Genomic DNA, 13,921 nt, shown 5'->3' on the forward strand with positions numbered 1-13,921 from the left:
ATCTATCACAAAAGTCATAATATTTTTATTTTCTTGTCAATTATACTGTAAATGCACTTTCAATAGACAAAAAGCTTGTAATTCTTAAAGAATCACAAGCCTTTTTACTAAAATTCTACATCATATTTCGTTAAAATGTCCTTAGCCTTCGCAAATGTACTCATATCAAGTACATCATCTGTATCAAGCATTGTATCAAATTGATCGTCAATTTCAGAAACTAGTGCCATATGTGCGATAGAATCCCACTCTGGAATCGAATTATATGCTAATTCGTCAGTTATTTGAGCCTCATCAATCCCTAAGCTTTCTGCAAAAATCGCACGTAATTTTTGTTCGTTTGTCATGTTAACCCCTGCCTAATTATATGTATTTATAAAATATATCGGATAGTCCAGTATTTATTATAATATAAAATCCGCCCTAAATTTATGAAATTTAGTACAATTGTCTTTCCAATGCCTTTCAATAAGCTCAAAATATTCAACATTATGAAATCTATTATTTTTATATATATGCTCTTTAAATGTCGCAACATGCGTAAAACCGTAATGTAAATGCATTTTCATCATTCCATCATTACCTTCCATCACTTCAGCATACAATTTGTTCAATCCTAACTCAAAGAAAACAAAATTATATAAATATGGATGAATACGCCCCGCAATAATCGAATAGCTCAAATCTCCAATATAGTAAGCAAAAGTTGCTTTCTTATTTTTTCGGTCAATTTGATTCAAGGAAATAAGACCAATAGGCACCCCTTTCACTTCAATAATCCAATAATACTGCGTATCATCATTTGATATTTTTTCAAACCATACATATTGTTTAGCTAAATCTTTTTCAATGTTCGTATACATATATTGTGTCACATGCTCACTCGTACGCCATTCTAGCACCTGCGCCAAATCAAATTCCTCTAACTTTCGAAAGGTAATCATTGTCCTCACTCCTCACCTGCTTGAAAAAGGTATGGCTAAATTACCATGCCCCCATCAACTCCGATTACTTGCCCTGTAATGTACGAAGCTACATCCGAGGCTAAAAATAATATAGCATTCGCCACTTCCTCAGGCTGCCCAATACGTCCCATTTTAATTTCTGATAGACGCTGCTCGAACTTCTCCTCTGATAGTTGCTGTGTCATATCTGTCGCAATAAAGCCTGGCGCTACTGCATTAACGCGAATATTATACGGTGCCAACTCTTTCGCCGCCGAATAAGTTGCTCCGATTACAGCTGCTTTACTTGCTCCATACACTGTTTGCCCTGCATTACCAACTCGTCCAATAATCGAACTGACATTGACAATGGCACCTGACCTTTGCTTCATCATTAAACGAGAGGCATACTGCATATGATAGATTACAGCCTCTGTATTAATAGCTAACGTCTGTGTCATTTGCTTCTCATTTACCATTCCAAGTAGGGCATCATCTAAAATACCCGCGTTATTCACTATCGCATCAAGCTTTCCTACATTCTTTTTAATCCACATGAATGCTTTTTTAATCGCATCTATATCACAGACATCGTAGCTTAATGTATGAATTGTTGCACCGTATTTTTCTAATTCCTCTTTAACCTCTGCCAAACACGCTTCATCACGACCATTTAATATGACAATCCAGCCTTGCATAGCCGCTTGTTTCGCTGTTGCATAGCCAATTCCACGTGTTGCGCCTGTGATTAATATTGATTTCACTTAATTCCCTCCTCACAAATTAACTTCACAAAAACCAAAATATTCAATTTTTATAGCTTGATTAACAAATAAACTTTTCTATTGTAATTTTGTAATATTCCCTTTCTAGTTTATCACAATTGTTTTTGTAGTAATGACACCTGTAATAAAAATAAGCAATCTGTCTGGTTTCTATCAAACAGATTGCTTATTTGTCATGAATACCTCAACAAGTTTTTACGTAATTCCCGTTTTGTAAAACAATATTCTTTTTTTCCATCAGCTAATACACTAAGATTATCAGTAGCATCCATATAACCTGGAAATTGCTCCAATGCTTGTTCAAATAATTCTTGTGCAGCTTCTATATTCCCTGCTTTCGCATAGCATACCCCCCGATTATTTAAGGCTGCACCATGATTTTCATTAAGATTTATTAATCTATCTAAATAACGAACAGCATTTTCCTCTTGATGCTTTTCGATATAATAAAGTGCTTGATAAAATAATTTACTTTCTTCAAACTCACCCGCTGTTACATACGCTAAATAATTAAATCCTTCATCATACTGTTGATATTGATAAAGAAGTGTTACAAAATCCATTAAATTTTTTTGTTCACTATAGCTTCTACAAAAGATAGCTTCTTTAATTTCATCAATTGAATAGATATCTAAAACGGCCTTTCCTGCTTCTTCCATTTTTTTCAAACTAGATGATGTATTCTTTAAATGTCTTCGATAGTTTACATACGCTTTATTTAAATAGACAAAAGTTCCCTGACGCGATAAACGTAAAAGAAATTCATAATCCTCTGATAGACTCAAATTAGTATTGTATCCTCCAACATTTAATGCTTCTTTCCGGTTAACTAATAGTCCTGAAGCTGTAATTATATAATTACGTACTAATAGAGTCCCAAATGTTTCATTAAAGGATAATTGTTGACCATAATATTCGCTTCCTAGCAGAACTTTCCCTTCTGAATCAATTTGAATATATGCTGGATGAACACAGACAGGCTTAGGTTGAGTATTTTCATGTTGCATAAGTTGGCTTACTTGATATTTCACTAAATTTGGATGAATCGTATCATCCGCATCCATCAACAAAACCCACTCATTTCGCGACTCCTGCAACCCTTTATTGCGGGCTGCAGAAACTCCTTGATTATACGGGAGTTGGATTATTCTAATATTTGAATGTTGTTTACTGTATTCCTTAACAACTTCTACTGAGCAATCATCCCCACAATCATCTATAACTAAGATTTCATCAATTGGATACGTTTGAGCAATTAGACTATCTAATGTTGAAGCTATATATTTTTCTACATTGTATACTGGAATAATTATAGATACATTCATATTTTCACTCCATAACGTTGAAAAAGAAACCATTCAAAAAATTGTTTCTTCTTTTCATATATAAAAATAACTTTCTACATCTGGTGAACAAAATCAATATTTTCTTTATATCCAAGAGCTTTCAAAATTTCTGCTATTTCATTGTAATAACCTGTACAAATAAGTATTCCTATATCTCTACTATTAGACAACTCTTCTATAGAGTAAATCGGTTTTCCGTTAAATCGCTGACCAGCTTTCATAGAATCCGAATCAATAAAACCCTTGATATCTACGCCAAGATATTGATAAACCTTTTCACCTGTTATACCTGCTCCCCAAATATAAATATCCTTTTTACTATTCAATATTTTTTTTACATTTTTCGAAACTAACCCCAAATATTTAACAGAAGTTTGTGATAAGTAAGATAAGTATTCAGATTGATATATACTAGAAGATGAGATATGCCATGGTTTAGATGCTCCTGTAAAATGAACAATTGCAGGGTCCTCTAAAATAGCTTTATCAATGTTATCAGGCTCAAAGCTGGCTGTTTGAACATTCCATGTATCCTCAATTATTAAAACTTTATCGTATAACAGCGCATTCAGTGCATCTTGATCCCAATAAATGAGCTTACTTCCTTTACTTTGTATATATCCAACTAGCCGATCCGTTAAATCATATTCTCTCCAATACTTTAAATTCATCAGTAATACACCTGCATTAAAGTAATCTGCAAATTCAGGCATATCTAACTCTTGCTTTCGATTTTGTGCCTTATAGTCATAAATCGCAGCAACAGCATATGACTCTATGTTTTTATCATACAATGCACTCAAAGATTTCCTTACTATTAAATCGCTATCTAAATATAATACTTTATCTTCCTTAATAATCTCAGCAATCATTATTCTGAAGTAAGTTTCATATGAAATATGAGCATTCACAAAAAAATTATTAAAATTGTATTCTTTCATATCATGCCAAACAAAAGAAAAACATGAAAATTCATTTTTTATGTTAGATAAATCCCTTTCTAACAAATCTAAAAATAAAACATTTATAATAATACTTCTATCCTTATTGTTACTACTCTCTATGGATTTCAAAACAGCCATAAAATGCGGAATAAATTTTCTATTAATAGCAAATGCTAAATTCATTGTTTCACCTCATATAAATAACATTAAAAAATTACTAGAAAATCATTTAAATGCTCAAATTTCTTTTGTTTTAATTCGTTTACAATGTCAAATTTTCCATATGATGATGCCACCAGTATAAAAGAATTTTTATTAATAACCTCCTTTGAATAAACCATAACTCCAGATTTTTTTGTTCCCACAATAGATAGATTATTATCAATAAAGCCTTTTACTGTCCATCCTTTATTTTTTAAGTACTCTACTGTACTTTGGCCAAGCTCTCCAGTTCCCCAAACATAGATATCCTTATTTAATGCCTTTTGAAACTCATCTTGTTTTATATCTAACATCCCGTTCAACATCTGATGTTTTTCTCGAACAGTTGTTGATGCTTCTGAAACTCTTATATCAGCCAATTTCACAGGTAGTTTATGTATTACAAAACCCAATTTATTTAATTTATAGTAAAAATCATAATCTTCTCCTATTTTCAAATCTTCATTATAACTAACTGTTTTAAGAATTGCGCTCCTAAACATCAGCGTGCTATGCGTAATACAAGGGAACCAATAAATTTTTTCACTAATTTCTTTATGTTTAAAAATTGAATTCAACTGTTCTTCATGTATATTCTTCAAATAGTAAAATCTTTTTGATTCTTCTATCTGCTTATTATCGGGAAAATAATTAATAAAACCATCCACCATTGATACATTTTTATGTTCTTGCAAGTAATCTAATTGCAACTGAAATCTATTTTTCATGTATATATCATCTGCATCTACTTTGGCAATAAAATCCCTATTAACATGCTTTAAACCTTCTTTAATCGCTGCTCCTACACCTCTATTTTCTTTCAACTCTATCAAAGTTATTCTGTTATCTTGATAACTCTGTATAATATTTCTAGTATCGTCAGTTGACCCGTCGTTTACGATGATTAATTCAAAATCAGTAAAGGTTTGATTTAAAATAGATTCTATTGACTGTCTGATATATTTTTCACCATTAAATACTGTCATTAAAGCACTTATCATAATTGTTCTATAACTCCTTTACTAAATCTCTTCAACTACATATTGTTAAATTTGATAATAATTATAATATTTTTTTTGCTAAATACACTTTTTTCGTTCCTTCCCTTAAAACTTATAACAACACAATCTATTTTTTTATAATTTTCAATTAAAAGTTCTGAAGGTACAACTAGAATATTATTCATCAACAACTACAACAGGAAACGGGAGCGTTTTTCTTATTCAAATATCTTCTTTCTATTTCAACAGAACTTACTAACCTGTGTACCTCTTTATAGTAAATATCACGTTTGTTAATTAACTATTTTTTACCATTAAAACTTAATAAAAAAGAGATTCCATGTAAAATGTAAGTTGCGATACAAACTTTTACGAGGAGGAATCTCTAGGCTTGCGAATAACACGATTTTCACACTGCTTTCAAACTTTATTTCACAGGAAGAAATGCATGAGATTCTCACTAACTTTGATTTGGAAGATACCGCTCATAAATATGATGTACCCACACTTTTAAACTTACTTAGTTGATGTTGCTACATTTGAATGGAAAAGCCTACGTTACGTTTCCCATATGGCAACAGAAAAAGGATTGAAATCAGTGGATTATACCATGCTTTTCAAATGTTTGGGCGAGTTGAATTACCCTATTGTCAGCCGATTAAACTGAACTATGAAACGAAAATTTCCACGAAACAAATGATTAGCGATTGTTTCAACAATCATTATGGTCAGAAAAAATCACTTACTCTGGGCAATGAATGCTTAGGGAGCAAACCATGCATTAGTTTCAAAATGTATTTATTGTCCATTTTTAGGAATAACGAATAAAGTAGAAATCCGCCATTTTGATTTTCAATGAATATTACAACTTTACATGGGGGGCGAGCGTAATAGTCTCATTCAGCCAATCACCCCTTATAATTTCTTGCTTTTGACTGTCAGTAGAGATCTTAATGTAAAATCGTAATTATTTACATACATGTATAGAGAGGTACATTTTGAACAAAAGTGTCCATACTTAAACAAGCAAAGATGTACATTTCGATATTGATATATTTATACTGTGAATTATACATCACTAAAATTATAGAAAACAAAAGGGCTACTTTTTCACTACATATGACAGTAGGAGCTTTCTTTTGAATCAAGAAAAATACTTTTCACATTTTTATATTCTTCTCAACCAAATGCTCCCACCAAAATGACCATCTATTAATAAATTCTCATCTAGGCAATGAATATCCTTGAATGTATCAAATGCAAAGTTATTAAAACACAATATTTCAAACTGATTATTATATTGTAAAAACGCTCTTAAAATATAATTTTCATTCCAAAATCGTCCATTATAGATCCAATCTAATGGATATTCAAATTGAGTGAAAATATCATGAATATGGATAATCGTTCCTTTTTTCAAATTCGGTAACACTTCAAAAAATAAATAATTTACATCACTATTGATTTTAGATACATGTGAACTATCAATAAATAAAAAATCATTTTCGTTTAAATTACTAAAAGTAGAAATAGGAATATTTTGTACAATATCTTCAAGCAAACAGCCCATTTCTTTTTTTCCTTCTAATAATTTTTTAATTCTTTCAGGGTATGGTTCAATAAAAGTAAAATCAATTTCTAAATCACAAAATATACTTGTTCCTAGTGCTAAAGCTGACGTAAAGCCTGAACCAACCTCAATAATTTTTTGGGGCTTGAAATGATTAATAAAAGTAAAATAAGTAATGCTATCCACATATCCAAAGTACCCGTTATTCAAATAGAACAGATCATGATTCTTCTCTAAAAACTCATTAAATTCATGTCTTGTTGCATTAACTCTATAAACGAAGTCTTTTTGTGTTTGAAGATTTAAATTAATCCCTAAGTAGTCGTCATTTCGTTCATAGGGTTTATAGTTTTCTGAAAATATTTCTGATGTATTCGGAATTGGTGAATAAAAATGCCCTGTTTCCAATATTTTATGCAAATTAAAGCCAGTATCTAAATCAATATATGTGCAAAAATCATTGCCATATTCCAATCCATTTCGCTCTAATTCTTTGGAGATTTCTTCAATAAAAGAACTCATTATAATAATAAAGCAATTAGAAAATTCTATTGATTGAGGATCAAATACATATTTATTATCCTTCATCTTTCCCCAATAATTTTCATCATTACATATTAATCCACACACATTATAACTATCTAAAAAAAACTTATATTTTTCATATACACTGCCAATGCCATATATATATATATTAGATTCTTTCATTTTATCAAATTTCATTCTCTTCTCCTTCTAGGATAAAACTATTAAAGGTCATCAATATTAATTCACCATTCTTATCATCCTTATATTGATTTTTTTACATTACATAAAAATCTTCATTAGCTTTTAACTCCATCTTTCTTAATGAATCAACAATTTCACATTTATATGTACTAGCCACGATTATTTTATAATTTTTTAAATCTATATTTTTAAAATAAAATATAGTTTTGTCCCCTTTTTTCTTCCTATCTAAATCTATATTTGAATCTATAAACCCTTCGACTTGAATATTTAACTTCTTTTCCAAATAGAATAATATATTTTCTCCATAGCTTCCAGCACCCCAAATCAAAAGCGATCTAGTATCTTTTTTTATATAATGAATTAAAAAATTTTCTTTAATGCTTTCAGTTAACTCTTTACTTTTATCACTATTTACCATTGTTGTAGACGTTTTTCTGATTCTTACATTGGCCAAAGTTATAGGTATTTTAAAAAATTTCACATTTCTTTCATTTAGTTTGTAAAATAAATAATAATCTTCTGCTAAAGACATTTCATCACAATAACCTACTTCTAACACAATATTTTTTCTAGCCATCATAACACTGTTTATTATAATACATCCCCAATACAATTCTTCATGTATTTCTTTAGAAGTTAATTCTCTATTTATATATTTTGAATATATTTCTTGACAGTACTTATATTTTGAAGATTTCTCTGCTTCTTCGTCGTGGGGAAAATAGTCTATAAAACTATCAACAACATCTATATCTGGATTACTATCTAAAAAATCCACTTGAATTTTAAATCGTTCTCTAACGTATATATCATCCACATCTACCTTAGCAATATACTCTCCTTTAGCCATTTTTAATGCAATATTACTAGCAAAGCCCACACCATGATTTGTATTCAATTTATGGATCTGCACTCTTTCATCGTCAATATCTTTTAATAGATTCCATGTATCATCTGTTGATCCATCATCAACTATTATCCACTCAAAATTTTTAAAAGTTTGATTTAATACAGAATCAATTACGTCTTTAATAAATGGCTCTCCATTAAAAATGGTAGTTAGAACACTTAATTTCAAATTTTTCACCTTTCCTTTCAAAACATAAGGCATAGGATAGCTAATAGATACAAGTAAGCATCTACTAGCTACAATTATTATTTTTCAATATCATATATGAGGGAGGTATGTTGATTATCTATTATTTCATAAAAATACTTTAAAATTTTTGATATTCACTCCTAGTGAATTTTTTACAAGAACACTACTACAACTATATTCTATTATTACTGAAATAAATGGATTTTCAACATGCAATTTCCTAGCTGACATCACCTTCCTCTCCAAACAAAAGATGTTCACATTATAAACCTTGTTTTTCCCTATAAAACATGTTAATGATTATTCAATACTATGAAATGCCTTTCCTTCCCACAAACTCTTATACCCATAATCACTTAATTGTTTTCCAATTTCATCAATATATTGACTTGCAATAATAATAAAATAGTTTTCTTTATTTTCTTTTAAAATATTAGGATTTAAAATGACTTTATTATTAAAGCTTCCATTCCATTTCTTCGAATCATTATCAACATAAAACATGATATTTATACCTTCGTTTTGACATATTTCAGATAATTGCAACGAAGCTTGACCAGTGCCAAATAAAACAACCTGTTTATTTGTTAGATATTTAAAGTCTGCTTTTCTATCATAATTTATATCTAATTCATCTAAATAAATGAAATATTCTTCTTTATAAGGATGGTCATCTAATAATTTCCAAGGTTTTTTAGCAGAAGTATAATGAATAATAGATGGATTATTCAATGCATCTTCTATTTCTTCATGTGAGAAATATTTATAATAATTTTCTTTATTATCTACAAAATTCCTAACAAGATTCCATTTTAAAGGAAGTCTCATCCACTCTCCATTTAAAACTCCGTTTAATACATCTTGATCAGCTAATTGTATTCTTTCAGGATATTGATTTGCGAATTTTAAACATCTATCTAAAAATTTTTCCTCTCGCCATTTTTTTAAATTGATTAATATAAATCCAGCATTAAAATAATTTAATATATTATCAAATTTTATAGTTTCTAGTATTTTTTCATAAACATCAACTACTGCTGCCAAATAATAATTTTTTAAATCAATTTTATAGATATCGTAAATATCATCTTTTATGACTATATCGGAATCTATATATAATACTTTATCAATATCTACAGGCAGTTCCATCGGCAAAAGTAATCTAAATAATGTTTCTATAGTTAAACTATCCGCAATTATCGGGATATTTTCCAACAAATTCTTTTCCACATGATAAAAGTTTACTGTGATTTTCTTTTGATTTTTAAATAGATTTTGAATAAAATATTGATCATTTTCATCTAATTCTGTATGTAATATATGAACAAATACATTTTCATTAGTGTTTGTTATCAAAGATTGCAGCATTACACACATATGTTGAATAAATTGTTTGTTTGTTGAACAGGCTACATGCATTTATTTTCCTACCTCTCTTAAATATCATATTTCTTCAAATTATCTCCAATTGAATTTAATATACATTTTTGACTTTAATTATATTCAGAAGTAGTATAATAAATCCCCTTTATGCGAAAATATGAGAAATTTAACATTTTCCCAACATTGAATTTTGTATATTTAATCAAATAAACTCTAGTCTGATTATGGAACTCTATTTTAGTAACACACTTACTTCAAGAAAAAGCGCAATATGGTCTAGGTCTAATAGATTTTATATTAATGAATACTCTTTTCAAAAAATCCTCACTATCTATGGAACAAAAGATAGGCTCTCCAACGGGAAAAGTATGAGCTGGAAATTTATTTATTTTGGTATATATTTAAACAATATTTATGCCTGAAATTGAATATACTATCAAGAACAATTTTTATTGAAAATTCTAAATGTCCATCTCATACCTTACTAAAAATAATTTACTTTCCTTTATTTTATTATCCTTTAAAGATAATTTCTTTTTGCATCTACGACTATTTTATATGAAAATAATTCATTGGAATCATCATCAAAAATATTATTTATATTGTATTTTTTTGGTAAATATACTCCACATATACCTGTATCTACTGCAAATAAATTTTCATGGAACTCTTTTGGAAGTGCCGTCAAAATTGCGTTATATGTTGTGTCAATTAATTGATTAGTATTACTCTTAAAATCATGCCAAACTATTATTGTATCTTCAAAGCCTACTAATTCAAATATATTTGTTGAATCTTTATAAATGGCTTCATAAGAATGATCTCCATCAATGAATACTAAGTCGATTTTATCCTTTATAACTGAAAAATCAAATTCTAAGGAATTATCATAATAGCTAATGATTTTTTCTTCATCTTTAGAGAAAAATCTACTGAAGTTATTTTTATCACAGTATGTTTTAAAAATATCTATCATTAGCATATCATCATCAGGTAATGAAATACTGTAACATTTCTCTGCAATATCTGAAACAGACATAATGCTCTCACCAGTCCATGTACCTATCTCTAAATAATTTTTCAAGTTAAACTTGTACATTAGGGCTCTCAATAACAAGTAGTCAGTTATTAATGAGCTACCATTCAAAAAAGAAAGGTTCCCAATACTTAACTTATTATTCTCTCCAATTATTCTTCCTAAAGATAATCTCTTTAAATTATTTTGCGAAAATCCGCTGTTCCCTAATCCATTTTTATCACAAGTTATATTGAAAATAGAATAATTATTAAATCCCATAGAATTTAATTGTCTTCTAATCTCTTCAACATAAGAACTAGCAATAATTACTTCATAATCACTTTCAAGAATAATATTTGGAGGATAAATAGGTATATTTTTTAATGTCTTTCCCCATTTTTCTTCATCATTATCTATAAATCCTACTACTGTTTTATTTAAACTCATATAATCATATGCAATTTCACCTAATTTTGAGGCACCAAACAACAATATTTTTTCCATTTTTTTCTCCCTTTATGTATTTTTTTAAATGACTTATTTTTTAATAAGCGATTAACAAAAATCACATTCATATGGTATTATTCAACATCTTTTATAAATATATAGCTATTTCTCTTTTTGAAAAAACTAGAAAACTTTTAACTAATTAATTCATTAATAAATAGCTTTCATACTCCTTTATTTATAAAAGAAACTCTAAAGCACTTTTATAACCAAAAAACATAAAAATTAATAAATTTTTCTTCCTTCAATTGCTGTATAATATCTTTATACCAATCAGATGCAATCACAATTAAACTTTTTTTGTCAATCATATCTAAGCTAAATACTTTTTCTCCATAAAAATCCGATTTATTATTATCAATGAAACCTTTAATTTTGATATTATTCTCCTCTAAATGTTTTTTTAGGGATACACCTCTTCCTCCAGCTCCAAAAATATAAATTACTTCATATTTTCTAAGTTGGTCAATCTCATCTAAATTTAGATAATACTCTGGATAGTTAAACTCTGGGTCTACTTCTTTGATATAATTTATTTCTTCCATATATTCTTCAATTATTTCGGATAAACGCTTTTTATTTTTATCAGTTGTATTTTTAAATTTCTCTAAAATAGGAACATGCTTTTCTAAGATATCTAAAAGCTTTTTTTTATTTATCTTGTCACTCCATGATTTTTCTGCATACCTTCTATATACAGCCATCTCTTCATTTAAATAATATATTTTTCCTTTTTCACTAGCTATCAATTGTAAAAAATAATCCATTATCGGAGCTTGATGAATATAATCAGGAATACCCTGTTCAAACACATTACTTCTAAAAAAACAGCTTGCTATATGACATAATGGCTCTTTTGTTATTTGATTAATATTAATTTCACCTGAATAGTTATGATTAAATTTCCAATCCTCCTCTGAAAATAAACCAGTTCTATTATCAAGCACTTTAACTGTATGTCCACAAAAAGAATACTCTGAATTCATTTCCATAAAATCAGCTTGTTTTTGTAGTTTTCCAACATCTGTCCAATAATCATCTCCTTCACAAATAGCGATATATTTTCCCGAAGCAGCTTTTATTGTTCTGATAAGATTAGCATTCATTCCTACATTATTTTCTGAAGAAATGATTTGTATCTTCTCACTTAAACCAGCATATTCGTCCAATATCCCTCTGGTATAATCTGTACTACAATCCTCTCCAATAATTATCTCATAATCAAAATCAGTTTTTTGTGATAAAAATCCTTCAATACTTTCTCTAATATATTTTTCATGATTATATGTAATACAACAAACACTAACAAGCGGTCTATCTTTCATCAATTTTTACATCTCCTCAAAAACCAATATGACATCATTAATTCTAATGCCCTACACTTTCTAAATAATGAAATAAACCATTGGGTATCTTGTGTTGTAATTTTCTTAACCTTTACACCTTTCTATCTCTTCTAGCATAGATTGCATATTTGCAATGGCATATCTTTGATCGCATGGTAATGGTAGAATATTTATAGCATACTGATACTCTAAACTATTCTTTGACATTGCTTCTAAAATATTTGGCCACAATGTAGGAATATATATATGTCTGCTTACTAATTTTTTTCTAAGTTCATCTCCATTTTCAATATAAAAAGGATACATAAAAGCCGTGTTTGGCATTGTTAATTTTAATTTATTTTCCTTGCCCAATTTTTCATTTAGAAAACTATAATTCTTATTCCTAATTTCCTGAACATGCTTATAATCAATTGCTCCCAAAATATTTTGTGTAAGTGTAGACATACGTTTTAATGGTTCTTGGCTAAATGTTTCCTCTGTCTCGCTAAATAAATTGTAATAATTGTACGCTTTTCCTTCATATCTACCCAAAAGGTGCTCCATGCGCCCTCTCGACTCATCAACACCTAATTCTTCTTGTAATTGTATATTTGTGAAAAGATATGCACCATCTGGAACTCCAAAAAATTTTCTACATGAATATATTGTATCTACATCATCTACTGGATGTTGAAAAAAAGCATGGGTATTATCTATTGCTATTTGGCGAAATTTTCGTTTATAAAAAAATATATCTTCATTAGTAAGTTGTCCAAAATAATTTACTATATATAAAAGTTCACCGTCATTCAATTTTCTATCAAAAATTGGTGTAAAATTTGAATCTATATAATAATATTCAAAATTGTATCCATCTCTAACTAAAACATCACTAACAGAGTTACAAAGGTAATATGGTATAAAAATTTTATTATATTTTTTTGATTTAAGAATATGCAAAAGGGCATTCCTTGCAGTATTTAATCTAACCATCTCTTTGTAATATTCGTTATTAATTAACTGTTCAAAACCAAAATAACCGCCAATTTCTTCCATTCCTTTA

Annotated in this window: 12 protein-coding genes; all 12 read right to left on the minus strand. The window is 28.7% G+C overall.

Translation table 11 applies throughout. The annotated features are described in order from the left end of the window. Nucleotides 1–107: 107 nt before the first annotated feature. The 12 genes from OPF91_RS04655 to OPF91_RS04710 all read right to left on the minus strand — a co-directional run bounded on the left by OPF91_RS04655 (nucleotide 108) and on the right by OPF91_RS04710 (nucleotide 13,914). Nucleotides 108–347 (minus strand): acyl carrier protein, encoded by a 240-nt coding sequence (locus OPF91_RS04655; protein WP_264987520.1) that lies wholly within the window; start codon nucleotides 345–347, stop codon nucleotides 108–110. A 57-nt stretch (nucleotides 348–404) separates the two neighbouring features. Beyond that, nucleotides 405–944 carry a UDP-4-amino-4,6-dideoxy-N-acetyl-beta-L-altrosamine N-acetyltransferase gene (gene pseH / locus OPF91_RS04660; protein ID WP_264987521.1) on the minus strand — a complete coding sequence of 180 codons (540 nt, stop codon included), beginning with the start codon at nucleotides 942–944 and terminating at the stop codon, nucleotides 405–407. A gap of 35 nt (nucleotides 945–979) precedes the next feature. Further along, nucleotides 980–1,708, minus strand: a complete 729-nt coding sequence (locus OPF91_RS04665) for an SDR family NAD(P)-dependent oxidoreductase (protein ID WP_264987522.1) — start codon at nucleotides 1,706–1,708, stop codon at nucleotides 980–982. A 194-nt stretch (nucleotides 1,709–1,902) separates the two neighbouring features. After that, nucleotides 1,903–3,054 carry a glycosyltransferase gene (locus OPF91_RS04670; protein WP_264987523.1) on the minus strand — a complete coding sequence of 384 codons (1,152 nt, stop codon included), beginning with the start codon at nucleotides 3,052–3,054 and terminating at the stop codon, nucleotides 1,903–1,905. 74 nt (nucleotides 3,055–3,128) lie between these two features. Continuing rightward, nucleotides 3,129–4,202 carry a glycosyltransferase gene (locus OPF91_RS04675; RefSeq protein ID WP_264987524.1) on the minus strand — a complete coding sequence of 358 codons (1,074 nt, stop codon included), beginning with the start codon at nucleotides 4,200–4,202 and terminating at the stop codon, nucleotides 3,129–3,131. A gap of 23 nt (nucleotides 4,203–4,225) precedes the next feature. Next, nucleotides 4,226–5,221: a glycosyltransferase family 2 protein gene (locus OPF91_RS04680; RefSeq protein ID WP_264987525.1), complete on the minus strand. Its 996-nt coding sequence runs from the start codon at nucleotides 5,219–5,221 to the stop codon at nucleotides 4,226–4,228. Between the two features lie 1,168 nt (nucleotides 5,222–6,389). Next, nucleotides 6,390–7,514, minus strand: coding sequence for a class I SAM-dependent methyltransferase (locus tag OPF91_RS04685; RefSeq protein WP_264987526.1), 1,125 nt, complete (start codon nucleotides 7,512–7,514; stop codon nucleotides 6,390–6,392). Between the two features lie 79 nt (nucleotides 7,515–7,593). After that, a complete protein-coding gene (locus OPF91_RS04690; protein ID WP_264987527.1) occupies nucleotides 7,594–8,601 on the minus strand; it encodes a glycosyltransferase family 2 protein in 1,008 nt (335 codons plus the stop codon). Nucleotides 8,602–8,922: 321 nt separating this feature from the next. After that, nucleotides 8,923–10,041 (minus strand): glycosyltransferase family 8 protein, encoded by a 1,119-nt coding sequence (locus OPF91_RS04695; RefSeq protein WP_264987528.1) that lies wholly within the window; start codon nucleotides 10,039–10,041, stop codon nucleotides 8,923–8,925. Nucleotides 10,042–10,525: 484 nt separating this feature from the next. Next, nucleotides 10,526–11,527 (minus strand): class I SAM-dependent methyltransferase, encoded by a 1,002-nt coding sequence (locus OPF91_RS04700; protein ID WP_264987529.1) that lies wholly within the window; start codon nucleotides 11,525–11,527, stop codon nucleotides 10,526–10,528. Nucleotides 11,528–11,733: 206 nt separating this feature from the next. Next, nucleotides 11,734–12,855 carry a glycosyltransferase family 2 protein gene (locus OPF91_RS04705; RefSeq protein WP_264987879.1) on the minus strand — a complete coding sequence of 374 codons (1,122 nt, stop codon included), beginning with the start codon at nucleotides 12,853–12,855 and terminating at the stop codon, nucleotides 11,734–11,736. A 105-nt stretch (nucleotides 12,856–12,960) separates the two neighbouring features. Next, nucleotides 12,961–13,914: a hypothetical protein gene (locus OPF91_RS04710; protein WP_264987530.1), complete on the minus strand. Its 954-nt coding sequence runs from the start codon at nucleotides 13,912–13,914 to the stop codon at nucleotides 12,961–12,963. Nucleotides 13,915–13,921: the final 7 nt, after the last annotated feature.

This window comes from Lysinibacillus piscis (genome assembly GCF_026012395.1).
Lineage (GTDB): Bacteria > Bacillota > Bacilli > Bacillales_A > Planococcaceae > Lysinibacillus > Lysinibacillus piscis.